Genomic DNA, 23166 nt, shown 5'->3' with positions numbered 1-23166 from the left:
GGACGCGTTGCCGGACCCGCGTCACCGGCGCCCTGCACCGGGCGCTTCAGCCCACCTTGCGGCCTGAGCGCTTGCGCCCGCCGGCCAAGGCGCCGCGTGTCGCGTGCCGGTCTCCACGACGCGGCGTCACGGGGGCACGCGATCGGCCTGACCCCGACGCTAAAAGAGGCGCCCCGGACGCTGCGCTGTGACGACGGGCTTGGCCGTCGTGCGTTGAGTGCCAACGGGCCGGCGGGTACACCGGGCACGTCGGGTGCGGAGGAATTCAGGTGTTCACCGGAGGCCGGCCGCGCGGGGGTAACGGACAATGACCGCATTACCGTGGTGACGCGCGGCGCATCAGCCCTCACGCGACCATGCACATCGTGCGCCGCGTTGGCGGCGTGGGTAGCGTGGGTAGCGTGGGGGGCCCGCCCCGCGTCACGCCGGTCCGATCAGTGTACGCGCGCGCTACTGTTGCCAGCCCGCTTGCCGCGCATGACAAGGAGCGTCACCCCATGCCACCGCCTCCCGCCATCCGTTCGTTTCTGTCCGCGAGTCCGATGGACCAAGTGCTCAACACTTCCCTGGGGTTGCGTGCACGGGATCACAATGCGATGAGCGCCGTATGCGACACCCTGGAGGCGCGCTATTGCGCAGCGCCATCCCATCGGTCGCACACGAGCCGCCCGATCGTGCTGAGCATCGGCGGGATGCCGCTGGCGGTCGCGATGCCCGACGTGACGGCCGCCCAGGAGGGCGGGCGCGGCCGCGCGTTGCTGGAGCACCTGAGTACCGCAATTTGCAATGTGCTGGTCGAGCACGGGGTCGCCTCCGACGTCGCCTATGTCCAGGCCCGTGACCTCGCGAGCTATTTGGCCTGCCAAGAGCTTCTGGCGGCGCCCGACCTGTTGGGGCCGACCGACCCGGATGAAGTGCTGCATCAGCAGGCCATGGATGTGAGCATGGACGGCACTGACGTCTTTTTCCACATCACGACGACCTACCGGGCCGCGGGGCAGGCGCCGGGCCCCGACGCGCCGATCGCGCTCACGCGGGTTACGGACGTGGGGTTCAAGTTCACGGTCGGCTCCGACTGGACGTCCCGGCGCTTGAGCCAGGCGGCGAGTCAGACCACCGCCCAGGTGACCCGGGCCACTGTGCGCGTGAGCACGTCGCCTGAGCAACCCGATCGCTTATCGGGCGTGCGGCAGCGCCTCGGTGTCCCAGACGCGCCGCAGGCGCCTGGCTGGTTATCGGAGCATGTGAGCCAACTGCTCGCGCACTGCTCGAAGCTGTTTGGTGGGCGCGGCACGAAGTTCATCGAGCGCGCGCCCGGGCCGTTGGACCCGGCGGCCACTGCACGGCCGGCGGGCATCGGCCTCGATCTGGCCGCGTTTGATAAATCATCTCGCTTGGTCAGCGCGGAGCCCGGGCACGGGCGGTGGACGCATGTGGTGGCGCACTACGATAACGATGGCGGCATCGTGGCGTGCAATGGTGAAAAGTTCGATGCCGAGACGCTTCGCAGCATAGGGGACGAGCGTGCGGCCCGGCACGCGGCCTGCTTGAAGACGGGGGGCGCCGTCACGTTCGGGCAGGACGATCGGACGTGGGGGGCGCGCGCGCCGGTGCCCCAATCCTTCTATCGATTTGGGACCGAGTACCTCGCGCAGGTCGCGCTCAAGGACAAAGACGAGATCGACGCGGCCGTGGCAGACGGGGCGACGGCCGAGAAGGCGACGGCCGCGGTCCAGGCGAAGCAACGCGCGGCCCTCGAGATGACGCTGGGCGACGAGCTGTTCGAGTTGAGTGGCCGGCAGCGGCACGCGGCGCCGCTGATCACGCTCGGCGCGACGGATGTGATGGCGAGTCTGGACGCGGATGAACAAGCGTTGGACGCCTATGCGAAGGCGTTACGACGAGCCGTCTGGTTAGCGGAACACCAGCGGACAAAGGCGACGATATCCGACAAGGGGGCTGACGACATTACGCAGGACGCCGCCACCTGGGCCCTGGCGTTCGGCCACTCGGCGCTGTCCTTGCCCGAGCAGGTCGCCTTCGTGAAACGGCAGCTGGGTGCGAACATGACCCGGCGGCTCACGGCGGCGATTGACGACGCCGCCACGCGAGAGCAGTTATACAAGGTGTTGCTTCACGAGAAAGCGGTCTCGGACTTGCTCACCGGCATGGACGGCGGGCCGCGTTTTTCGACCGAGACCCGCAAGCCGCGCCGCATTCTCATTGAGACCACGCCCGGCGCCACGCCGTCCGCCGCAGCGCCGGTGCGTCTGACCTTTGAATCTGACTACGACACGTTGCGCGACGAGAGCGCGGCGGTGTCGCTTGGCGCCGCGACCCTTAAGCGGTTGCATCGCGGCACGATGTCGACGAAGACGACCTTTGTGCTCACCGGCGCTGCGGCCACACTGCGGCATGCCACCTACGACGCGCAGTTGGAGGCCTAGGGGGCGCCACGCGCGCGCATGACAGGTGGGCGACGTGTAGTCCGCGGGCGCGCGAAGACGGTCGCGCGACGCCGGCGCTGCCACGGCGGGTGCCGGGCCGCTGCCGTTGCGGCGCGATCGCCGCCGGTGCCGCAGCGCGGGCGCCCTCCCCTGTACCCCGTGGGGCGCCGCCCGCTCGCAGGGTGCCTGGTAAGTGTCGGGGACGGGGCCGTGGCGTTGCGCCGGGGGCCGATCATGCACGGTGCTCCCCGGCGGAGCCCCGGGGAAGGACGGCCTGAAGGGAGCGTGCCGCCGGTGGCGTGCCCCGGCGATGCGCCCGCCACGTCTGCGCGGCGGCGGGGCGTGGGCGATCTCGGTCATCCAGGCGCTCGCGCACCCCCGGCTCCGCGGCGCCAAGTGTGCGCCGGGCATGGCCATTTCAGGTGTTCACCGGAGGGTGGCCGCGCCCGGGATATCGACAATGGCAGCATGAGCAGGGTCGCGCGCGGCGTGTCAGCGCCGGCGCGACGCCGCATTTTTGCACGGGCCAGGGACACCGCGGCGGGGCGTACCAAGGGCGTGACGCCGCACCACCCCCGGTCGGTCAAGCACTCGAGCAATCCCGGAGCGCGCTGTCGCGCGGTGTTTGGCCATCACATCAAGGAGAACCGCTTCATGCCATTAGGCCCCGTCAACCGAACGTACAGCCCAACGAATGGGTCGCCGCTTCTTGACCCAGTGTTCCGCACTAACGCCCACTTTGGTCTGACGAGCGCCGCTGCGGCCAGCCAGACCATGGAGGAGCTTTATTTTGCGCGCGGTAATAAACCTGCCCCGATTGCACTGACCGTGGGCGGGCAAGCGTGTCACGACCTGATCGGCCCCGGGCCTTTTGAGCAAGGCGGGCGCGGTGCCAAGCTGTTGCAGGTCCTCAGCAAGCAATTTTACGACGCGTTTGTGAAGGCCAAGGTGCCGCCGGATGTGGCGTTCGTCCAGGCCTTCGACGCCGCGTGCCAGTTGGGACGCAAGCGATATGTGGAGGTGGACCACCTGCTAGGGGATCCATTTATCAGCCAACAGCGGTATCGACAGGCCCTCGATGTGAGCATCGAGGACAACGCCGTCTGTGTCCATAAGACAACGACATACCGGGCCAGCGACGCCAGCGACATCGACATCGACATCGACATCGACATCGACAGCGACAGCGACAGCGACAGCGACAGCGTCACCAAGGCCGAGGTGGACGGCGTCGCCGAGAAGGCCGACGGGGACCGCACGACGCTGGTCATCGACTGCGCAATGCGGCTCACGGGCACGTGCAATCGCCTTGAGGTCGGGGTGGATCACGTGACGATGCGTGCGGCCTCGACGGTCTCGGCGGAGTCGACGGAGTCGGGTGACCTGCATGCGTCATTGAAGGAGCACGTCAGTGGGGTGCCGGAGCGATTCGGTTTTTTATCTCGCCTGTTCGCGGCACTCTCGTCGCTTTTTTCGGGCGAGCCGAACATTGTGTTCGTCGAGTGCCACGCGAGCGATTTCGCGCTCGCAGACCCGCAGGCCGCCGCCCGCCCGGCCGCGATCTGTGCCAAAAGCCTGGGCCTGGACGGCGCCAACGATAATGACTACTGGGTCGTGTCCGCGAGCAAAGCCAGCTTTGCGGGGGTCCAGTGGGGGTGGAACAACAAGGGGGTGAGCTACGGGGTCGATGGTGCTCGCGTGGTCCGCAAAGACGGCACCGGCGTGGATCCCGCGACGCAACGGGGCGCGTTTGAAGCGTTCGGGGACTCGGTCGCCGCGCGAAGGGCGGACGAGTTGTACGATGGTAAAACGCTTTGCATCGGGGGGCTCGAGCTGCTGCTGGGCGGGACGCCGCTGCCGCCGAACACCTATCCGTTTGGCACCGAGCACGTTGCCGCGAAGCTTGAGCAGCATCGCGACCGGGGCGATGCGGCGCTCAAGGCTGCGTTACGCACCACGCTAGCGGCGGCCCTGTTCCCCGAGGGTGGCGCGCAGCGTCTTAAAATCGCGATTAACGGTGAACGGTACGCGCTCGGCAGCGGAGCCGTCGAGAAGGAGCCGATCCTCGACGAGGTGATCAAGAAAATTGAGGATAAGATTCCCGAGCTCCCTCTGCGACGCCAGGTATTCGAGGCGATTATCAGCGGACGGGCGGGAATGGACATTGTTGGCCGGGGCAATGGCGTGCCGCAGTTTAAGGAGAATACCAACGAGACGTGCCGTATCGACATCTGGACCTCCCAAGCCGTGGGGGAGCATGCCCCCCTTCCAGGTGAGGCCAGAGTCGAGTTTGTCGTAAACCAAGGCCGCGCGCTCAGCGCGGATGCCAGCGTGACGCTGGGCCCGAAGACCTTCACGGCGCAGCAGCTGGCCGGGGTAAGAATGACGACGAGGGCTTCTTACTCCCTCACAGCCGAGGGGCCCAAACTCACCGCGGTACAGTGCGACGGCCACCTCAAGCCTGCACCGCGCCCCGCCTCCTCCGTGCGGGCACTATGGGCGTGGCGGCGCTAGGCCGCCGATGCGCAGCGCGGTGGGGCGGTAGTCACGACCCCGGGCGGTGTGTCGAGCAAGCAGCGCCGGCGCTGATGGCGTGGGGGCGAGCCTTGCCCGCGCCGCGCTGTCGCACGGCGTGGCCGGAGCGTCGCCGCGTCGCTGTGCCGGGCGCTCGGCGCCGCCCCGGTCGTATGCCGCCTCACCGGCCTGCGCGCGCCGATGACGGTGCCGTCGCCGCTGCTGAGATCGACGCTCGGTCGTGTGCAGCGGCAGGGGATCGTGGGATCGGCGCGGCCCCATCATGCCGACGTTCGCGCATCGCTGCGACCTGGCCGCCTGTTTCGGCCGTATCGACGTGTCGATACGTACCGAGCGCCAGGAGCGCAATAGGCGGGGTCCAGCATGCGATGCGCGACATTCGCGTGCAGGTCAAGCGACGCGACGATCCGTAGATTGTCGCTTGCGACGCGGCGCACCCGTTCGAGTAGTGCCGCCTCGCCGTCGTCAATGTACCCGGCGCCGACGGCGCCATCAGGTCACAATACACGGCGTCGACATCGTGATGGTATACCGCGTCCACGATGTCGCCGGCGATGCGCTCGTATGCGTCGCGCGTGACGTGCGCTGGCGGACCGGCAGCCGCCCACAGGATTGGTATCCGTTTTGGGCTTACTGCCTGTGCCGCACGGATGAGCCGTCCCGCCGGGATATAAACGTCGCGCAACGCGAGCATGTCCGCGCCCCGGCTCATGTGCGCACAGCCTTCGCCTCGCTCCAAGTTGTCGCAGTCTGCCGGGGTTGGCGCAAACGTGTTGGTCTCGTGCGGAACCCGGAAGGGTGCGTGGATGTGACACGGTCTAACGTTGGTGTTCAAGAATTAGTCGCGAGTGGTGTCATGCATCGGCAGTGTGCGCCGGCCGAATGCGGATCAGTGTGATGGCGCCGACTGCGAGTGGCGCGACGATCAGGTGGAGCCTTGCATGAGGATTGCCGGTCACGGATTGCGTCCCGCCGATGATCGTCGGGCTCACGAGTCCACCAAGCCGCCCAAGGGTATCGATCAGTGCGATGCCGCCCGCGGCCCCGTCTCCTTTCAGAGACTCGGGCGGCAGTGTCCAGAAGACGGTGTAGGCTGCCCACATCATTGCCGTGGCGACCCTCATGAAGGTCGGCGAGAGCGTTGGCGTGTCGCCTAATGCCGTTGCCAACGCGAGCGTTGCGGCGCTCTTCGCGGCGATCCGAGCGACGTCCGACCACGACCATTGTGACGGCGGATGCCACATAGGGGATGGCAGAGAAAATGCCGATCCGCGTTGCGTCTGTGACGCCAGACGCCTTGAGGTTCGAATGCGGCCAAAAGCTGACGGCATAAATGCCGCAGATCAAGCAGAAATAGGGCGCTGCCATCCAATAGACATGCGGACGCTTGATCACCTGCCGGAACGAATGATGGCGGCCCGAAGCATCGAGAGCGTCCAAGAGTAATTGCTGCTCGTTCGCGCACAGCCGGCGCGCGTCTGCGGGGCGGTTATCGAGCAGGACGAATGCGAGCATGCCTAAAAACATGCATGGCAGACCTTCGACGATGAACATCCACTGCCACCCGCCCCGACCGCACACGCCGGAGAAGTTCGCCATGACCCATGTCGACAGAGGGCCGCCGATCATGCCGCTGATCGGTCCGGCAAGCATGCCGATCGCCATTACCCGGGCCATGCGTGTTTGGCGATACCAATAGGTCAGGTAAAAAAATTATGCCGGGCGCGAATCCGGCCTCAAAAACGCCGAGCATGAAGCGCGGGGCGTAGAACATCGGTGCGCTGCGCACGAACAGCATTGCTGTGGAGCTCTGGCCCCACAACACCATGATCCGGCTGATGGTTTTTCGCGCACCCACTCTGGGAAGTAAAAGATTGCTCGGAATCTCGAACAGGACATTGCCGAAAAAGAAGGTGCCTGCGCCAATGCCGTAGACGGTGTCGGAAAAGCCGAGTGCGGAGTGCATCCGCAGTTTCGCAAATCCGATATTGATGCGATCCGGCAAGGCAAACGGGCCGCCGTGGGGTTAAGTAAGCGCACGCTGTGCGGTATTTCCGAGTTGTCCGTCGTCGTTTGTGCGAGCCGCGGCCGGCGGCACATCGCTTTGCGGCTCCCTCGGCCGATGAGGGTGATACCCAGGGCCCCGTTGCGGGGTGGTAAGCGCGACCGATTCCGTGGTGTTGCAAGGTGTTCGCCGGTGCATCGGATCCGTTTTTACAGACCGTTGAGCGTTTGTGTCGGCGCATTGAGGGGGCGGTCGACCGACGGTTCGGTGTCCGCGTCGGCACGCCGCTCGGTGCGCCGAAGGGGAACATGGGGCGGCCGCTCTGTCCGGAGCGGCCCGCGTTTCATCGCCACTCACGACGCGTTCGGAGCGGGGCGTCTGCTTGGCGCGCACTGGGCACAGGAAACGCTCGAACGCCGAGGGTTCACCGGGGGAGGGGCGGGGTGCAGCGTGGCAAGGACAGCGCGGGCGCGTCACGTTCGTGGAGGCGGAGGCGGGGCATCGAGACGGGGCGGGGGGCCGGTGTGGCTGACAAGGGCTAAGTGTGGGGCGGCTGAGGTCTTGTTGATGGCCGGGCTCTGTGCGACGAGGATCCCGAGCGCGCACGCTGCGGCCACGTAGTGGGCGGGGCCCAGCGGTGTGAATGCCGAAAAGAGCGATGCGAGAAGGGGGGTGACGCCGCCCAATATCGCGTAGGGCAAGTTGTACGAAAATGAGACGCCCGTGCAGCGCACCGGGGCGGGAAAGGCACGGATGAAGACGGCGCCCATGGCGCCGACCGTGCCCAGGGCAAAGCCGGTGAGAAGGTAAAGCGCGAGTAGCCAGGCGGGGTGGTGGGCCGCGATTACATGCAACCCGTAATTGCCGGCCGCGAGCAACAGAAATCCCCCGCTCAAGGTGATGCGCGGGCCGATGCCGTCGACCAAGATACCGGCCGCTACGCAGCCCACCACGAGGGCGACGATCGCCGCGAAGTGCGCCGCAAAGACGGCGGCTGCCGGCAGCGAATAGTGGCTTTGCAGCAGCGTCGGCGTCATTAACATCACCACCACGAAGGTCGTCGCCACCACCGCCGAGAGCGACATCAAGCGTAGGACATTGCCTCGATGGTGGCGCGCCAGTACCTTGAGCGGGGTGCCGCGAGTCGGGTGTGTGCGTCGTTGGAGCGCCTGAAACACCGGCGTCTCGTGCAATTTGCGGCGTTGCGAAACGGTCGCGATACCCAGCATGCCCCCAAGCAGAAACGGGAGCCGCCAGCCGTAGCGAAGCACCTCGTGGGGGGGCAAGCATCGATGGACGGTTAAGGCGACGATGGAGCCGAGCAACAGCCCGGCGCATGCCCCCGCCCCGACGATCCCACAGGCACGCCCGACCCGTGCGTCGGGCACGTGCTCGGCGACGAACACCCATGCGCCCGGCATCTCTCCACCGACGGCGGCGCCCTGTATGAGGCGAAACAGGAGCAGCAGGACCGGGGCCGGCAGCCCGATCTGCTCGTAGGTGGGCAGCAGTCCGATCGCCAGCGTTGGCAGCGCCATCAAGCCGAGGCTAAACATGAAGGTGCGCCGGCGGCCAAACAAATCGCCGAAGTAAGCAATCGCCACGCCGCCGAGCGGCCTTGTCAGATAGCCCGCCGCAAAGATGCCAAAGCTCTGTAGTTGGCGTAGCCAATCGGGCGTCGTGGCGGGGAAGAAGAGGGTGCCCACCGTCTCGATGAAAAAACGAAGATCACGAAGTCATAGAATTCGAGCGTCCCGCCCAAGGCCGTGAAACCGATGAGCTTGTAATCCGAATAACTGAGCGATTGTGTCGAACCGAGTTTGGAAGCGTGCATCGATCACCGTTTAGCGTTGCGTTCTGTTCGCCACATCTTGTGCTCCGAAAGGGCGGGCCACGGGAGCGCGGCGGTGGCCGTCGCGTGCCGGAGCGTCGGATGCGGCCTCCCACGGCACGTCATGCTTACCGACGGGTTGCGCGTGTCGTGGGCGGAGCATCCCCGCGCGGCCCTTGAGTGACTATCGGGCGCCACGCCCCAAGACGATTCCCCGCAGGCGCTTAGCAGACATCGTGAGCGCGACCGGTGGGATAACGTCAGCGCCCCGCCGGCTTGACAGGGGCTCGTCAAGCGGATGACGCACTGCCGGCGGCAAACCCGCAGTGCCGAGGTGGCCGACTGCTTCGGCTCGAAGCTTTCACCTCCTCGGCACTCGGGCAGGGTAACCGGGACCGAGTGTGGTGTGTCACGGCGCTGATACATCGTGATGAAAGCGGCGCGCGGAATGGGGGAGGGGGTTCGGTCCCGGTACCGCATCTCGCGGGCGCTGCATCGCGAGGGGGCACGCGGGGCCCGCGCGCCGCGTGGTTGGGCGGCGCGCGCGTATGCACCGCGCTATGCACCTCGATCACGGGTTCCGCCATTTTCCGACGTTAGGAAAACCGCCGGCGATAGCCGGTGTCGCGCATTCGTGGCGTTCATGGCGGCGGTGACGACGTCGAGCGGTGACTCGCTTGAAGCGGGTGCCCGAGTGCGCCGGTACGTGTGGCTGCGTGAGGCCGCTTCAGGCCGCGTCAGGCCGCGCCACCTACGCCTGGTTTGCGCCTGATAATCCGCGCGAACTGCTAATAACCGCTAACCACTGCTAATACCTGCTGATGCGTTGGCTCTCGCGTGGCGTACCCGCTGCCGCGCAGAGGGCGATAGAGTGTGACAGGCGAACCCGCGATGTGGACCGTCGAGAAGGGTGACCGATTATCGGGCGCCGAGTCGCCGTCGCACACGTGCGCGACGTAGGCCGCCGGATGGGCGACGGCCTGATTCTCAGCGGGGTGATCCCCGCGGGCTTCATCGCAATGTCACGGGGAGTGGCCGCATCGGTTGGGCAAACACATGGCGTTCGGCACGGCGGGCGCGCGCCGCCGCTCACGCAGGGGGGGAGCGCACATCGCTGGACCGGTCTGCCCATGGGGGCTGGTGAGCCCGGCAGGGCGCCGCATCGCGGAGCGCGAGCGAACATGCGCATGGGGCGCCGTCGTTTGCCGCGTAAGTTGGCGTGGGCGTTGCACGTGGCCGCAAAGAGCGTCACGCGTGCGCGTGGCGCGTCGCATGAATGTGTGGCTTGGCGTAAGCGTCATCGGAAATACGGTGCGACGCGTCGGTGCCCCGAGGGGGGCGACGGACGATGCGGACGCCGTACATCGGCAGGCACAGACGGAACGAAACCGTGCGAGGGCGGTGAGTGGGTGGCCGACGCCGAGGCCTTATCGGTTCAGCACCGGTTCAGCACCCGTTCAGCGCAGCGCGCGACTGCGAGCCTCTGAGCCTATGAGCCTGTGAGCAAGCGGGCCGCCGCGGCGGCATTCCGGCAACCCGCATCCCTCGGCGCGATATCGGCATGACCCGCAGCCGTGCTGCGTACACGTTCGCCTCACGCACGCGCAAGCCGTCGAAAGCCTGCGCAGGCGTTTCGCGTGAGATTCAACTTCGACGCCACCCGAGGGCACCGGCTCGGGAAGGCACGCTCATACAAAAACCATGGCCCCACTCGATTGGCTCACACACACGGTCGAGGCGCTGACCGGCGCATTCAACGCGGGTGGGAAAACGCTCGTCGTGTTCGTCACCGGCATCCTGCCCACGCTGATCGTTCTGCTCACGGCAATTTATACGATGATCGCCCTGGTGGGTGAGCGCCGCATTCGGGGGCTCGCTCGCTTCCTATCAAAACATAGCGTCACGAGATACTCGTTGTTGCCGCTGCTTGCGATGTTCTTTCTGACGAACCCCATGGCGTACACGTTCGGTGTGTTTCTCGAGGAACGGCATAAACCCGCCTTTTACGACACCACCGTCTCGCTTTGCCACCCGATCACCGGCTTATTTCCCCATTGCAATCCGGGCGAACTGTTCGTTTGGCTGGGCGTGGCCACGGGGATCACGACGCTCGCGCAAACACACGCGGTACCATTTTCGTTGCCCAAGCTCGCGCTTTACTATCTGGGCGTTGCGCTCCTTGTCAATCTTCTCAGAGGTGCGGTGACCGAGGCGCTTACGCGCTGGATGATGATGCGGACCGGCGCGCCCCCCTCCCCAGTCGGTGATACCTGTGCCGGCGCGCGGGCGATCCACGCGCCCGCCTACCATGCCGTCGAAGTTCGATGCGGGCCGAACGGTTGGGGCGGGCCGCTTGTCGTTACACCGACGCAGCAGCGCAACAAAATCGTTGCGGTGACCGGAGGGGATATCCCGAAAGTCGCGCAGCGGCTCGCGGAGCTGACAGGCGCGACGGTCGTGGACGGCTTTCGCACTGCGCCGCCCGGCGCCGAAGTGGCGGCCGTGGTTATCGACTGCGGAGGCACGGCCCGGTGCGGCGTTTATCCGCGCAAGCGCATTCCCACGATTAATATCAGACCCGGGGGCCCCTCGGGACCGCTCGCCCGGTTCATCACGGAAGACATCTACGTCTCGGGCGTGCAGCGAGATGGCCTGCATCGCGTTGACGGGTTGACGCCGCCCGCGGACGTAGACATGACTGCGCCACGCGCATGCGCGGGCGGCGCGAACGTCGCGCCAGAACCGGGCAGTGTGCGCGGGGTGAAAAACCGCGCCGCTCTCGCCGGCACGCTCACCACGGTGGCCGGCGGCATGGGCGGCGTGGTCAACGTCCTCTACACCAGTGGCCGAAAAGCGATCGATACCGTGATCACGAACGTGTTGCCATTCATCGCGTTCGTGGCCCTGTTGATCGGCCTGATCGATTCGTTGGTGGCAAGTACGGGGCTTGCGCATTGGCTCGCGCCGCTCGCCGACAATATCGTGGGTCTCGCGGCCCTATCGGCGATTTGCGGTTTGCCCTTTCTGTCCCCGGTGCTGGGGCCGGGGGCCGTGATCGCCCAAGTGATCGGTGCGGCGATCATCGGGCCGGCGATCGCTCATGGCACGATTGCGCCGCACTTGGCGCTGCCCGCACTGTTTGCGTACGACACGCAGGTCGGCTGCGACTTCGCCCCGGTGGGCCTGAGTCTGGGCGAGGCGAAGCCGGAAACGATTCGCCTCGGGGTGCCCGCTGTGCTGGTCAGCCGGCAAATGATGGGGCCCGTTTCGGTGCTGGTGGCCTGGGTCGCGAGCCTGGCTCTGTGACGCATCGAGGAGGGGCATGCGCTACTACAAGACGATCATTTCCAGCATTGGTGTTGAAGTCCGGTCGCTGCTCGAAGGGGGCGTGCTCATTCTGTTTGCGCACGGCGCGCCGTCCGGGTTAGCCGAAGTTTCGATTCTTCACCGTGTCGAGCAAGTGAGCGAGCGCGCGCCGCGCCTTGGCGCGGTGCTGCGGATCGGCGAAACTTGCGCGGTGGTGACGGCCGTCGGACCTAGCGCATGGCACAAGGTGCGCGAGCTCGGTCACGTGGTGATCACGTTTAACGGCGCAGAGGCCGATGAGCGTCCCGGCGTGATTTGTGCATCCAAAATCGACGGCGCCGCGCTTTTCGCCGGCATGCGCAGCGGTACGGTCATCGAGTTCGTCGACGCGTGAGCTCGGCCGCCGCCCGCCGATGTCATTCGTTACACGGGCGAGCCGATCCAGGCCGAGGGGGCGACGGCAAGAGGCCGATGCAGCGCTCGCTCGACGCCCCGCGGCGGCCTCACGCGTTCGGCGCGTTGCTGAGATTTTTAACCCAGGGGCGGCGTGCTTGCACCGTCAGAGGCGGTGCTTAACGAAGGTACCTCAATTGACGGTATCTCAACTGACGGGTCTCAATGGGCACGTCGGTGAGCTCCCCGCGGCACTCTGGGGCGTCATCGGTCCGCGGTTGGGGCGTCGGAACGCGTCAGCCCAGGGGCGTCTGCGCGAGCGCGCCACGCTCAACCGGCTATCCCTAATTTGCTATCCGCCTCATCGGCCCGTCCTGGAATGTTCCTCTTTCTCTACGTCGCGGCGGTGGCCGCTGCAAATCTCAGTGTCGCGCACTTCGGTGCGGCGTCCACGCCGATCAACGCGTTCCTGCTGATCGGGCTCGACCTGGCCATCCGAGACCGACTTCATCTCGACTGGCAAGGGCGAGCGCTGTGGGTCCGAATGATGAGCCTGATCGTCGGCGCGGGGGTCGTGAGCTATGGGCTCAATCCCGCATCCGCCGCGATATCGTTGGCATCGCTCGTCGCGTTCAGTACGGCGTCCCTTGGCAGCGCGGCTGTCTTTCAGGCGGCGCGCCGCTATCCGCTTTTGACGCGCGCCAATGGCGCGAATGTCGCGGCTGCGGCGCTTGACTCACTGATCTTCCCGTTGATCGCGTTCGGCACGATATTTCCGACGATCGCAGCGCTCCAATTCGTGGCGAAGATTGCGGGTGGCGCACTGTGGTCGTGGGCGCTGTTCCGAAACGTACGTACCGCCGATCGTCCGACGAACAGCCCGCCCGACGAATAGCCCAACCGATGATGAGTCCGCCCGACGATTGATCGGGGCGAGTGCCAGGCAGGGCGTCCCGTGGCAATTTGAGTGTCAACGTCGCTTCGAGGGTTCCCTCCTCGCGTTGACCCTGGCGCTCAACGACGTAAAGCACAGCGGTTGCTTCATGGGGTGAACCGAGCGCACAATGGGCAAATAAAATGGACCAAATCGCCATGACACCGAGGCGATCCGGGCGCAGGCGGCGAGCCGCGCAAATTCGGGGGCACGTCGTCTCGGCATGCCCGTGGCGAGCACACCGGAGGCGCGCGTCTTTGCGCCGAGCCAAGCCCGGGGTAACGGTGCTGCAGGCCAAGCACCGGGGGCTGCGGCAAGCGTGGGCGCCCGCGGCGCGCGATATCGACCGCTGCAGAACAGCGCCGGCTCGCGTTGCGAACCGAGCGCGCTGAGGGGCGCGAAGCTCGAGGCCGAGCGCGACTCCGATCCGCTCAGTCGGCGGTGCCGTGGGGGCGGGCGTTGCGCGTCGCGGTGATTGCCAATGGCGGGTGGCGCAGCCGGCCAAGGGGGGGCGCCGTTGCGCAAGCGACGACTGTGCACCATGGAGCGGGCCGCGCCGCGTGGGAAAATACGTGCCGCATGCGAGCGCCGGCGTCAGAGGGCGAGCCCGTGTGCGGCCCGCAGAAAATACGAACTCCGACGCGCAGGCGCGCACGAGCGCACGAGCGCACGACAGCACAACATCGCGCGCTTCGTGCGCCTCCCACCGGCCCCTGATGACGGGGTGGATGGCACCCAAGCCACCGGTGTGGTCGTACTCGGCGTGCCGTGGCGCGTGGCCCTCACCCGCTTGGACACTGCAGTGCGCCTCAGCCGCCCACGAGCCTGCGGTCGATCGCTTCGCACACCTCATCAACGAGCGCGTTTTGCAACACCGCAAACTCTTGGGTCCGCGGCCATTTGAGCTTGCGGGGGCCAAACGGCGTGATGAGCTCCACGCCGTCGAACGGTGTAATTTCGATCGTGATGTCCCACAGCATGGTGCGCGCTCGAATTTCAATGTCGACGGCGCACCCGCGGTGCACAAACTTGAGAGAAGACATGAAGTCACCGGTGTTCGAGAGTGACCGAACCGCCATCATAGCCGGTCCGCGATGCGACGGGCAGAGGGCGTGGGTGCGAGATGCGTCGAGGCCGCCTCCCCGTGCGTGGTGAATTCGATCCGCTTGGCCCGCACGAGACCGCGTCGATCAGCACGTCAACTCGTCGCTTGAGCACGGGCAGCGTCGCGGTCCGCGAGCTCGGCACCGGCCCCTCGGGGGCCGCCGCATCGCGGTGACCTCCGATGCGGCGTCGCCCCATCCATTGCAATGAACGTCCGGGAGAACGCGTCATGCTCGAGCAAGTCACACATACAACGCCCCTTCGGCAGGGCAACATCGCCGCCACACGGTCGCCCAAAACGGTGCTGCTCAGGGACGTGAACGGGGCCGCGGCGCTCACACTCGGGGATCTGGTTGCAGCGCGTAATGCGACGAGTTTGGCCGCGGTGAATCCCAAGCCAAACTGGTTTAGCGGGTGTTTCACCCGAGAGGCGAGCGAGACAACAAAGAGGATGCGGGAGTTGGTGTACTGCGCCTACCACCCGGACGACCCCGGTCGGCTCGACGTGCCGGGGCTTATTGAAATCGTCCGAGCGCAACTGCACCCGGATGATCAAGCCAAGCTCAGATATATTGGCGACGATTACCGCGGCCTGCACATCGAGTTCACGGGCGTCGACGAGGCCCCCCTCACCTTGTATGCGAAGCCCCAAGGGGCCGCCAAGCTCGCCACCAAAGGCATCAGGCGTGCCAGAGACCAATTGGCCACATTGGACGAGCTCGAGCAGCGGTATCGGAAGGGCGGGATGACGAAGGACCCCGTCTTCCAGAGCGCGCCGGTCACACAAAAGGCCCTGCTGGGTCAACTCGCGGCGGCGTCGACGTATGACGCGTTGGTCAACGCGCTGAGCCAGCAGGAGTCGACGGTGCTCCTGCCGAAGACACCGGCCCCTACGCAACTCGAAGAACATAAGGAGGCCGAATCAAATCGCGCGAGTGTCGGGGGGATGCAGTCCACGCAGCCGATGCCGGAGGTGACGCCGCGCGTGGCTTAGTTCAAGCTCCGTCAAGAGGGAGAGGACGTGATACACGCGCTCGTCTGGTATGCAGGGCCCCCCCACCTTGAGGCCCGGTTCGTTGTCTCGAACGAACGCATTCACTGCGTCGGGTTCAATGTCATCGTGCTGCCGCCAGAGGTGGCTCGCGAAGCCACGCCCCCACATCGAACTTTTAACGATTTCGCGTAGGAGGACGGCCGCGCCGCGTGCTTCTGCCGAGATTCGAGTGAGCAGGGGGCGCGCCCGGTGCACACCCCGGGGGGCCACGTGTGACGCGCTCTCCGATCGCCGACGCCAAGGCGTGACCCGACCGCGCCGGCTCGAAGATGCCAAGCCTGCGGTGCCGGGCCGACGCGCTTCAGGTGTTGGCCCGATCGACCGCGTGTCCTCGAGTGCCGAGAATCGCGGCAAGACATCCCTTGCCACGGCCGCGCCGCCGCTTGGCGTGCCGGCGAGGGCCCCCCCTGACGGTGTGCGTCGCGGCGATGCGACGGCAAGGAGAAGCCCCCATGAAGCTGGGCACTAGGATGACGACCTGGCGCGCCGCGTGCGCCACGATCGCGATGAGCGCGGCGTTCCTGCTGATGGCCCCGGACGCGCAGGCGGTGGAGGTCCTCGAGGTGGAGGATGCCAACGGTGTGCCGATTCTGCGGGCGCGCATCTTCGGCACGCGCGACGGCATCTACGGCACGAATGCGAAGCACCAGGAAGCCGCCTCGACCTGGGACATGTCGCAAGACCAAGTCAATGGGGCGCGGGGGGGGATACGGTATTGGACCCAGATGCTTAAGGCGGCGCCGGACCAGCCCCTCGCGGAGCTCAACGTCGGCACCATTCCGGATACCGATAACGCGTTTGGGTCGAGTCCGCTTGCGCCGTCGGAGGGCGTGGTCGCCCCGCTGCAACTGCAGGCCGCGTTGCAGAATCGGGCGGCCGGGGATCCGCAGTATGGCGCTTATGGGGAATTCGTCCTCGGGCGTCTGCCGTTCTCACCGCAGGCTTATGTCCCCTCGCCCCTCGCGCTCGGCACCGGCTGGGATTTGGCGGCGGTCGTGAGCCACGAAGTCGCGCACGCGATGGGGATCAGCAACTTCTTCGTGGAGCGGGGTAATCCGGTCGCGCACCGCTACCAGCCCGAGTTTGCTGCGCACTTCAGTGAATTTACGGCGCATCTTCGCGACGACAACGGTCAGCCCGCGCGCCCGGGGCAAGCGATCTATTGCCAGGGGTGCGTCAATCCCCCCGACGCGATCGCCCCGTTTGAGGTGCGGGCCGAACGCGCTCACTTCGTCGGTGCGCACGTCGACGAGGTGTTGGCCGGCTCGGGCTTGCCCGGCGTGCCGGTTCGTATGACCGCTTACGACGCGCCGCACACCGTCAATCCGAACTATATGACGCACCTTGAGCTCAAGAACAGCTTGATGAGCCACCAGAACTACCGCAATTACACCGGATTTCTGGAGGCGGAGCTCGCGCTCATGCAGGATCTGGGCTACGTGATCGATCGACGCAACTTCTTCGGCCGCTCGGTCTACGCCGACGGTCAAGAGATCGTCAACGACGCGCCCTACCTCGCGCGTAATGCGCAGGGCACGGCCTACCTGCCCAATACTTATAATTCGGCGATTCAGGGCCTCGGGCTGCACGTGTATGGCAGCGCGAACACGATTTATCAGCGCGCCGATTTGCTCACGAGTGGGGCGGGCGGCGGCGGCATTCGCGTGGACGGCCGGCAGAACCACCTCGTGGTGTTGCCGGGCACGCGCGTGTATGCCGACGGCGCTTATGCGCGCGGTGTGATGTTCGCCTACGGCCGGGATCACACCTTCACGCAGCGCGGCGACGTGCAAGCGCTGGGGGAGCACGGTATCGCGGCGAGTTTTGACTTTGGCAATAACCCGCTGTCGAACGCGGGTGAGTATCGCGGCTCCTATGTGCGGAGCATCGCGGGCCAAGACCAGCCACTGTTGCCGGAACTCGACGGGCCGCTGGTGAGCACGTTCGATCTGACGGGCCGGCTGGCCGGCCGGTACGCGGCCATCTATGTGTCCGAGAATGGCTATGTGGGCCAGATCAACGTGATGCGCGGGGCGTCGCTGGTGGGCAACATCGTGTCCGACTATGTGCGGCGCGACCCCGCGGGCGCGCTGCGCTTGACCGAGCTGAGCTTCGGCCAGGCGGCCGACGTCGACGGCCGCGCGACTGAGCTTGCGGACCCCGCGTTTCGCCTCCGATACGACGGCAACATCACGGGGCGTAATCTCTCGCTGCAGTGGCTCGGCGGGACGTCGCTGTTCACGGGCGATCATCTCGTGCACGACGCGAGCGTGGCGCCGGGCGCCACGCTCATGGGCAATGGCCGCTACACGCTGGCGGCCTCGCAAGCGTTCACCAACCATGGCACGGTGGCGCCCTTGCTTAACGGCGCCGACCGCCGGCTCACCCTGAACGGTGACTACGTGCAAACGTCGAGCGGCACGCTGCACATCGAGCTCGATGCCACGAGGACGTTTTCCCAACTGAGCGTCAATGGCCACGCCACGCTCGACGGGACGCTCGCGATTGCCCCGCAACGTGGCTGGTATGCGGGGGGCTTCGGCGTGGCGGTGGACGAGATGGTGAGCGCAACGACGACCTCGGGCATGTTCGCGAACGTCACCGGGCTGCTCGATTCGCCCACGCTGCGCGTGGGGGTCGAGCCGCGGGCGGGCGGCCGTTACGCGGTGACGGTGGCGCGCACGGCCAACGCCTATTCACGCTATGGGGCGGACGCCAACAGCCAACAGGTGGGCGGGGCCCTGGATCGTCTGGCGGACACGGCCGACACGACGTTGCGGCCGCTCGTCGCCGCGCTCGACTTCTCGGCGCCCGACGGCAGCGAGGTGCGCCGCACACTGCGCCGGCTTTCCCCGAGCGTGTATGGCGCGATGTTCACCGGCGCGTTATTGCGCGAGCGTCAAATTACCGACCTGGTCGCCGATGCGGCGTGGGGAGCCGAGCGCGGGCGCGACACGGCCGCCAAGGGGAGCGCGGCGCGCGGCGATTGGCGGGCGTTTGCGATGTCGTTTGGCGCGGGCTACTGGCGCGGTGCCGCGGGCGATCAGCCGGGCGCGAACGGCAACGCCTACGGCGTGGTGTTTGGTGCCGAGCGGGGCGTGCCCGAAGCGCGTGCCTGGACGCTCGGGGTGCACGGCGCGGTCAGTGCCCAGTCCACGCGTCTGGACGGCGCCGCGCGCGACGGCCGTGACACGGGCAAGACCACGGCACTCGACGTCGGCGTGCATGCGCGTTACGCCGCTGAGACGCCGAGCGGGCCGCATGCGTTTGCGGCGGTGCGTGTGGGCGTGGAAGACGCTCGGGTGGATCGTTCGGTGGCCATTAACGGTTATACCGGCACCGCCCGCGGCACCTGGACCGGTACCGCGGCCGCGGCCTCGCTGGGCGGCGGCTGGCGCTGGGCCCTGAGCCCGACCCTGAGCGTGGGTCCGATCGTCGCGCTGGATTACACGAGGGTGTCGCGCCCCGGCGAGACGGAGGCGGCGGGCAACGGCGACGGCGGCGTGCGTCTGGCGCTGGACGGCCAGACGTTCCAATCGTTGCGCTCGCGTGTCGGGGCGGAGCTTCGCTTCGCGCTGCCGGCGACGCCCGGCAACGTGCTGCGCGCCCACTTGCAAACGACCTGGAATCACGAGTTCCTCGGCACGGCGGTCGCGCAAGGGGCGGCCTTCGTGGGCGCGCCCGCCGCCCGCTTTGCGACGCGCACGCAGGTGGTGGGGCGCGATAGCGTCACGGTGCAGGCGGGCTTGACGTACCGACTGGGTAAGCGCATGACGGTGGGCGCGGCCATGGCGAGCAACTTCTACCGCGGCGGCGACACCGATCTCGCCGGCGCGGTGTCGGCCACGTGGCGCTATTGAGCCACGCGGCGCGGCATCGCGCGATGCGACGACCGCGGGCACTCGCCGGCACGCTCGACGGGGGCCCCGGCGGCCACGGTGTCGACGCGACGCGCTGTGCGCCGGCGCGGCGGTGCGCGCCGTCGTTTTCGCTGACAGACATCGGCCCCCGGGCTTTGTAAGATTGGACGCATGAAAGAACGCGCCACTATCGTGTGCCGGCAGGATGACAAGGTGTTGCTGGTGTCCAGAGACGGGAACCGATGGGCCTTGCCCGGGGGCATTCTCAAGCGGGGGGAGACCCCGTTGGCGGCGGCGCGGCGTGAGCTTGCCGAAGAAACCACGCTGCACGGTATGTGCCCCACCTACCTTTTCCTGTTTGGCGGGCTCAACAAACATCACCACGTATTCGGGGTCGACGTGCCGGCGTCGCGGGTGCCGAAGCCGGGTCAGGAAATCGTTCGTTGCCGGTGGTTCGATTGGCGCGCGGTCGCCCACCTGCCGGTCAGTGTCCCCACCCGTCACATCATCACGCTGACATTTTCCGACGGCGCGCCACCGCGGCATGTCGCCGGGGATTGATCGGATTCGGCGGCACCGCCGTCCTCCCACGGCGCGTATCCCCAACGCGCCTTCCGTGCTATCCCATGATATTGCCTGAGGTCTCATGAGTCTCCATGAGATTCAATGAGGACTCCTGATCGATGTTCGCGCCGCTTGTCCCCGCCGCTGTCAACAAATGACGATTCCTGACACGGTTGCAAAAGCCGTGCGCGAAGCGCCGGGGTATAAGAGATCGGTTCAGGCGCACCGCGCTGCCGGTTCGCCGCGTTGGCCCTGCACGACGCGATCGTGAGCCAACGGCTGTGACGGGGGGGCGCCCCCATCGACGCACGCATCTCGGCCACGCGTGGGGTGGCGCGCAGTCGCCGCCTTGCCGCGGTGTCGTGGCCGAGCGAGGGTCGGCGGCCATTGTTAATGGCGACACATCGTTTGGCGCAGGCCCGGCCGTGCCCGTCGCGCGGTGGTTCACCCCCGATTTTTGCTCAGGAGAGATCGATGAAACGCAAGTGTTCAATGTCCCTACGTCTGGCGGGCGGCCTTACCGTGGCGGCCCTCGTTGCCGCGGGCTGGGCGAGTGCGGCGGCGGCCCAAAACGTCGACGGGGCCGCGTTGCGGGCCGCGGTGATGGCCGGTAAAGATATCCGTGCCGTGTTGGACCTCTCGTTATGCACCGTCCATGGCACGGGCGCATCCGGACCGGCGATTCGTGGGAGTGTGCATCCGAACGCTTTCCTGCTCCTGAAGGACGGCACTGTTGCCTTTTCCGATCACCATTTGACCGTGCGTCCCGACGGCAAAGCGGTGCGAGAATTCGTGAAATATCGGGTCCTGCCCGACGGCAAGGTCGAGTTTCAAACCGTGGTGCTCGATCTGATGAGTGCGGCGGTGCTGCAAACGACGCAGTACGATTGTGCACTGGGCAAAGGGCTGAGCGTGGTGTGGTGAGCGGCGTGACCCGACGGGGCCACACGGCGACAGGGTGACAGGGTGACGACCGACCATGGCGACGGCGCGATATGTCCGTCGTCCCGGCGGCCCGGCCGGCACCGTCCGGGTTCGGCCGTTCGCCCGCAGTGTTGCCTCCCCTACCGTGGGGCCAAGAGGTTGTCGGCGCAGGATGGCGGGATGAATCGCCTGTCCCAGGCGTTGCGGTATCGAGGTCCCGTCGATTTTCGCGCCCCGACACCGGAATGTTTGGGTTCCCCGAACCGGACCGGCAACCGTCGCGTCACCACGAAAAGCGTCCGATCTCTCGCGCGGATCGGGGAGCGATTCCCGGCTGTGCGTTGCTTGAGACTTTCCGTGCTGTGCAAAAAACACCCTCCGCCATTGGCCGTGAAGCGACTCGCCGACATCGAGCGGCCTCCCCCCATTCGGTGAATGCGTCACCGCTGTATGGCGCGCGCCGCGCGGCGATGGGAAGACGTCGCTTCTCCCGTGCGGGTCGCTGACGGGACACGCGCCATCGGTAGGGTGACTGACTGAACACGCCCCCGATTGGCGACGGGGCGCCGGCATCGTGAGGGAACCGTTGGGCAGGGGGGCGTCGGCTGCCCTGAGCGGAGTTTGGGGCGCTTCCGGCGTTGCGGTCATGATGCGGCCCCTGCCGCTGCCGCGGCGCTCGCGGTGCACGGTGCACCGCGCGTGATGCGGCGAGGCGCGCCTGCACCCTCAACGGCGTGGTGGCCCGGCGCCTCGCGAGGCGTTGCGCGGGGTGGGCCGCGTCAGGGCGAGCCGACCGGGCGCGCGCCGGTGGTCCGACGACCGCGAAGGCCCGCCGACAGAAGGCGGGCACGGACGAGAGAGGGCGCCCACGGACGTGAGCCCCGCGCTCTTAGTGGCGCGATAACGCGGTCGGGACCGGGTAGTGCGTGCCGTCGTACTCGAGCGAGACGCTTGGGCGCTTGGTCGTGCGCTCCGTGCTCGTGCAATCGCTGCGTGTCGGTGTGTTGGTCGTCGTGACAACCTTCTCGCTAACGATGAGCGATGCATACCCGGACGGGCCCGCCGGCCCCAAGGCAATGGCGCGCGACGTATCGGTGAAGCGGCCGGCACAATTGCCGTCCCACTGGCCGCCGCTCGTCTGCGTGACGAGCGTGTCGAGCCGCCGGCTCAGGGTCGTGCCGTCTACCACGTAAAGGCTTAGCGTGGTTTGCGCGAACGGGGCCACGCGTGAGGTGCCTTCGTGGGTGGCGCGTACGCCAAACGCGAGCACGTCACGCGTCAGCCGCCACGACGCCGTGTCCAGCGCAACGCTGCGCAGGCCGATCGCATCGGAGGTGAGCGCGCCTTTCTCGAAACGATGGGCGATGATTTTGCCCGACCGACTGTCCGCGACGACGATCTCCACGTCATACACCGTGTGCTTGTCGGTGCCGCCCTGTTGCGGCAGCGCCAGCACGGCGAGCGTGTGCGACGGGTTGGCCGGCCAGACCTTGCAGGTGGACAGTTCGGTGGCAAGGGTGCGCCCCGGCTGCAGGGTCTTGGTCAAGTCGTTCAGGCGATCCTGGCAATCGGCGAAGGCGAGCAAGGGCAGGCAGAGCAGGGGGGCGGCAAACAGAGTGCGCATAAGAAGTCGACTCGCGTGAAGTGGCGATGTCGTCAGTGTGCCCGTAAATGTCGGTGGGCGACAGTGATGCGCCGCGCAAACGGCTCGGCATCGCTCACGGCCGTCGTCCTCGCACCGCCCGCGCGCCGGTCAGGTACGCCCGCGAGGCGGGACGGCCCGGCGTGGCGGACCCGCGGAGCGCACGGCTAAGCGCTCAGCGCGCCGCTGACGCGCCGCACGGCGCGACACCCCGGTACCGGGGTGTCGTCGGGGGGCCTCCGTGCGAAGCGCGTGGGTGCCGCCTTCGCGCGACGCCGCGCGGGCCACACAGGGTGGGGCATGAACACGGTTTATGCGCAATGGTCAGGGCGCTCGAGCGTCGCGACAGGTATGCCCCGTGCGGGGCAGGGTGCAAGCGTCGCGTCACCCGCCGCGCACGACGCACAACGCCGTGCCGATCGTGCCGGCCGTGCGGATAGGGCCACCGGCGTAAATAAGGTGAATAGGGTGAATAGGGCCAAACCGAGCGGCGTCGCCACGCGCACGAACGGCGCGCGCGGGCTGTGTGCCCAAGTTCAGGCCTTCACCTGAGGGCGGCCGTCTCGC

The 23166-nt window shown here is 67.0% G+C and carries 12 protein-coding genes and 5 pseudogenes; 10 read left to right on the top strand and 7 right to left on the bottom strand.

The window, feature by feature from the left end:
• The first annotated feature begins 542 nt into the window (after window positions 1–542).
• Together MB84_RS25005 and MB84_RS25000 are read left to right on the top strand one after the other, a co-directional pair.
• Window positions 543–2447: a hypothetical protein gene (locus MB84_RS25005; protein WP_052654309.1), complete on the top strand. Its 1905-nt coding sequence runs from the start codon at window positions 543–545 to the stop codon at window positions 2445–2447.
• Window positions 2448–2915: 468 nt separating this feature from the next.
• A complete protein-coding gene (locus MB84_RS25000) occupies window positions 2916–4961 on the top strand; it encodes a hypothetical protein (protein WP_065225861.1) in 2046 nt (681 codons plus the stop codon).
• A gap of 281 nt (window positions 4962–5242) precedes the next feature.
• Here the strand turns inward: MB84_RS25000 and MB84_RS31770 are convergent.
• The 5 genes and pseudogenes from MB84_RS31770 to MB84_RS24980 all read right to left on the bottom strand — a co-directional run.
• Window positions 5243–5461: pseudogene (locus MB84_RS31770) on the bottom strand (M81 family metallopeptidase); the annotation flags it as partial.
• A 26-nt stretch (window positions 5462–5487) separates the two neighbouring features.
• Window positions 5488–5817: pseudogene (locus MB84_RS31765) on the bottom strand (M81 family metallopeptidase); the annotation flags it as partial.
• Window positions 5814–6635 (bottom strand): MFS transporter, encoded by an 822-nt coding sequence (locus MB84_RS29245; RefSeq protein ID WP_342672666.1) that lies wholly within the window; start codon window positions 6633–6635, stop codon window positions 5814–5816. The gene MB84_RS29245 and the pseudogene MB84_RS31765, both read right to left, overlap by 4 nt.
• A 112-nt stretch (window positions 6636–6747) precedes the next feature.
• Window positions 6748–6948: pseudogene (locus MB84_RS31635) on the bottom strand (MFS transporter); the annotation flags it as partial.
• 512 nt (window positions 6949–7460) lie between these two features.
• A pseudogene (locus MB84_RS24980) lies at window positions 7461–8821 on the bottom strand (MFS transporter).
• Between the two features lie 1698 nt (window positions 8822–10519).
• Here MB84_RS24980 and srlA point away from each other — a divergent pair.
• From srlA to MB84_RS24965, 4 genes and pseudogenes are all read left to right on the top strand, one after another.
• Window positions 10520–11047 (top strand): annotated as a pseudogene (srlA, locus tag MB84_RS31760) (PTS glucitol/sorbitol transporter subunit IIC); the annotation flags it as partial.
• Between the two features lie 60 nt (window positions 11048–11107).
• The gene (gene srlE / locus MB84_RS31755) at window positions 11108–12124 is read left to right on the top strand and encodes a PTS glucitol/sorbitol transporter subunit IIB (RefSeq protein ID WP_052654627.1); all 1017 of its coding nucleotides are present in this window, start codon (window positions 11108–11110) and stop codon (window positions 12122–12124) included.
• 16 nt (window positions 12125–12140) lie between these two features.
• The gene (locus tag MB84_RS24970; protein WP_052654299.1) at window positions 12141–12518 is read left to right on the top strand and encodes a PTS glucitol/sorbitol transporter subunit IIA; all 378 of its coding nucleotides are present in this window, start codon (window positions 12141–12143) and stop codon (window positions 12516–12518) included.
• A gap of 378 nt (window positions 12519–12896) precedes the next feature.
• Window positions 12897–13412 carry a VUT family protein gene (locus tag MB84_RS24965; RefSeq protein WP_052654297.1) on the top strand — a complete coding sequence of 172 codons (516 nt, stop codon included), beginning with the start codon at window positions 12897–12899 and terminating at the stop codon, window positions 13410–13412.
• An 848-nt stretch (window positions 13413–14260) separates the two neighbouring features.
• On the opposite strand, the gene MB84_RS24955 is transcribed toward MB84_RS24965, so the two are convergent.
• A complete protein-coding gene (locus MB84_RS24955; protein ID WP_157122932.1) occupies window positions 14261–14494 on the bottom strand; it encodes a hypothetical protein in 234 nt (77 codons plus the stop codon).
• A 290-nt stretch (window positions 14495–14784) separates the two neighbouring features.
• On the opposite strand from MB84_RS24955, the gene MB84_RS24950 reads away from it, so the two are divergent.
• From MB84_RS24950 to MB84_RS24935, 4 genes are all read left to right on the top strand, one after another.
• Window positions 14785–15549, top strand: a complete 765-nt coding sequence (locus MB84_RS24950; protein WP_052654292.1) for a hypothetical protein — start codon at window positions 14785–14787, stop codon at window positions 15547–15549.
• Between the two features lie 488 nt (window positions 15550–16037).
• Entirely contained in the window at window positions 16038–19469 is a 3432-nt protein-coding gene (locus tag MB84_RS24945) for an autotransporter outer membrane beta-barrel domain-containing protein (protein ID WP_169835073.1), read from the top strand.
• Between the two features lie 171 nt (window positions 19470–19640).
• Window positions 19641–20030 carry an NUDIX hydrolase gene (locus tag MB84_RS24940; RefSeq protein WP_052654290.1) on the top strand — a complete coding sequence of 130 codons (390 nt, stop codon included), beginning with the start codon at window positions 19641–19643 and terminating at the stop codon, window positions 20028–20030.
• Between the two features lie 477 nt (window positions 20031–20507).
• The gene (locus MB84_RS24935; protein WP_052654288.1) at window positions 20508–20957 is read left to right on the top strand and encodes a VirK family protein; all 450 of its coding nucleotides are present in this window, start codon (window positions 20508–20510) and stop codon (window positions 20955–20957) included.
• A gap of 889 nt (window positions 20958–21846) precedes the next feature.
• On the opposite strand, the gene MB84_RS24930 is transcribed toward MB84_RS24935, so the two are convergent.
• Window positions 21847–22542, bottom strand: coding sequence for a PA3715 family protein (locus MB84_RS24930; RefSeq protein WP_157122931.1), 696 nt, complete (start codon window positions 22540–22542; stop codon window positions 21847–21849).
• Window positions 22543–23166: the final 624 nt, after the last annotated feature.

The organism is Pandoraea oxalativorans (assembly GCF_000972785.3).
GTDB lineage: Bacteria > Pseudomonadota > Gammaproteobacteria > Burkholderiales > Burkholderiaceae > Pandoraea > Pandoraea oxalativorans.
This window is presented reverse-complemented; position numbering and strand designations above follow the sequence as displayed.

Coding starts and splice junctions, on each gene's coding strand:
- MB84_RS25005 (WP_052654309.1), top strand. CDS start 543: ATGGACCAAGTGCTCAACACTTCCCTGGGGTTGCGTGCACGGGATCAC.
- MB84_RS25000 (WP_065225861.1), top strand. CDS start 2,916: ATGAGCAGGGTCGCGCGCGGCGTGTCAGCGCCGGCGCGACGCCGCATT.
- MB84_RS29245 (WP_342672666.1), bottom strand. CDS start 6,635: ATGCTTGCCGGACCGATCAGCGGCATGATCGGCGGCCCTCTGTCGACA.
- MB84_RS24970 (WP_052654299.1), top strand. CDS start 12,141: ATGCGCTACTACAAGACGATCATTTCCAGCATTGGTGTTGAAGTCCGG.
- MB84_RS24965 (WP_052654297.1), top strand. CDS start 12,897: ATGTTCCTCTTTCTCTACGTCGCGGCGGTGGCCGCTGCAAATCTCAGT.
- MB84_RS24955 (WP_157122932.1), bottom strand. CDS start 14,494: ATGTCTTCTCTCAAGTTTGTGCACCGCGGGTGCGCCGTCGACATTGAA.
- MB84_RS24950 (WP_052654292.1), top strand. CDS start 14,785: ATGCTCGAGCAAGTCACACATACAACGCCCCTTCGGCAGGGCAACATC.
- MB84_RS24945 (WP_169835073.1), top strand. CDS start 16,038: ATGCGACGGCAAGGAGAAGCCCCCATGAAGCTGGGCACTAGGATGACG.
- MB84_RS24940 (WP_052654290.1), top strand. CDS start 19,641: ATGAAAGAACGCGCCACTATCGTGTGCCGGCAGGATGACAAGGTGTTG.
- MB84_RS24935 (WP_052654288.1), top strand. CDS start 20,508: ATGAAACGCAAGTGTTCAATGTCCCTACGTCTGGCGGGCGGCCTTACC.